Genomic DNA, 310 nt, shown 5'->3' with positions numbered 1-310 from the left:
CTGATGGAGACGGAAAAGTTACTCAGGACGAATGGCTAGCTCTTTGGGACGAGTACGCCAAGGACCCAGCTGCAGCAAAGGACTGGCAAAATCTTCTGTGCAAAAGCATCTTCCAGATCCAAGACTCCAGCAATGATGGTTCAGTCGATGTCAACGAGTACGTGACCGTGCACGAGTCCTTTGGTCTCAATAAGGAAGAAAGCACCGAGGCCTTTAAAAAACTGGCTAAAGGTAAAGACTCAATCTCTTGGGCAGATTTCCAGGAATTGTGGAAGGAGTATTTCAGCAGCGACGACCCGGATGTACCCGG

The 310-nt window shown here is 49.4% G+C and carries 1 protein-coding gene; it reads left to right on the top strand.

Features of this window, described 5'->3' with window-relative positions; translation table 11 throughout:
• Positions 1 to 310: penta-EF hand family protein (locus F0L74_RS34525; RefSeq protein ID WP_188316280.1), on the top strand; the 310-nt coding region annotated here is incomplete at both ends.

The sequence above is a fragment of the Chitinophaga agrisoli genome (genome assembly GCF_008386695.1).
GTDB classification, from domain to species: Bacteria; Bacteroidota; Bacteroidia; order Chitinophagales; family Chitinophagaceae; genus Chitinophaga; species Chitinophaga agrisoli.
This window is presented reverse-complemented; position numbering and strand designations above follow the sequence as displayed.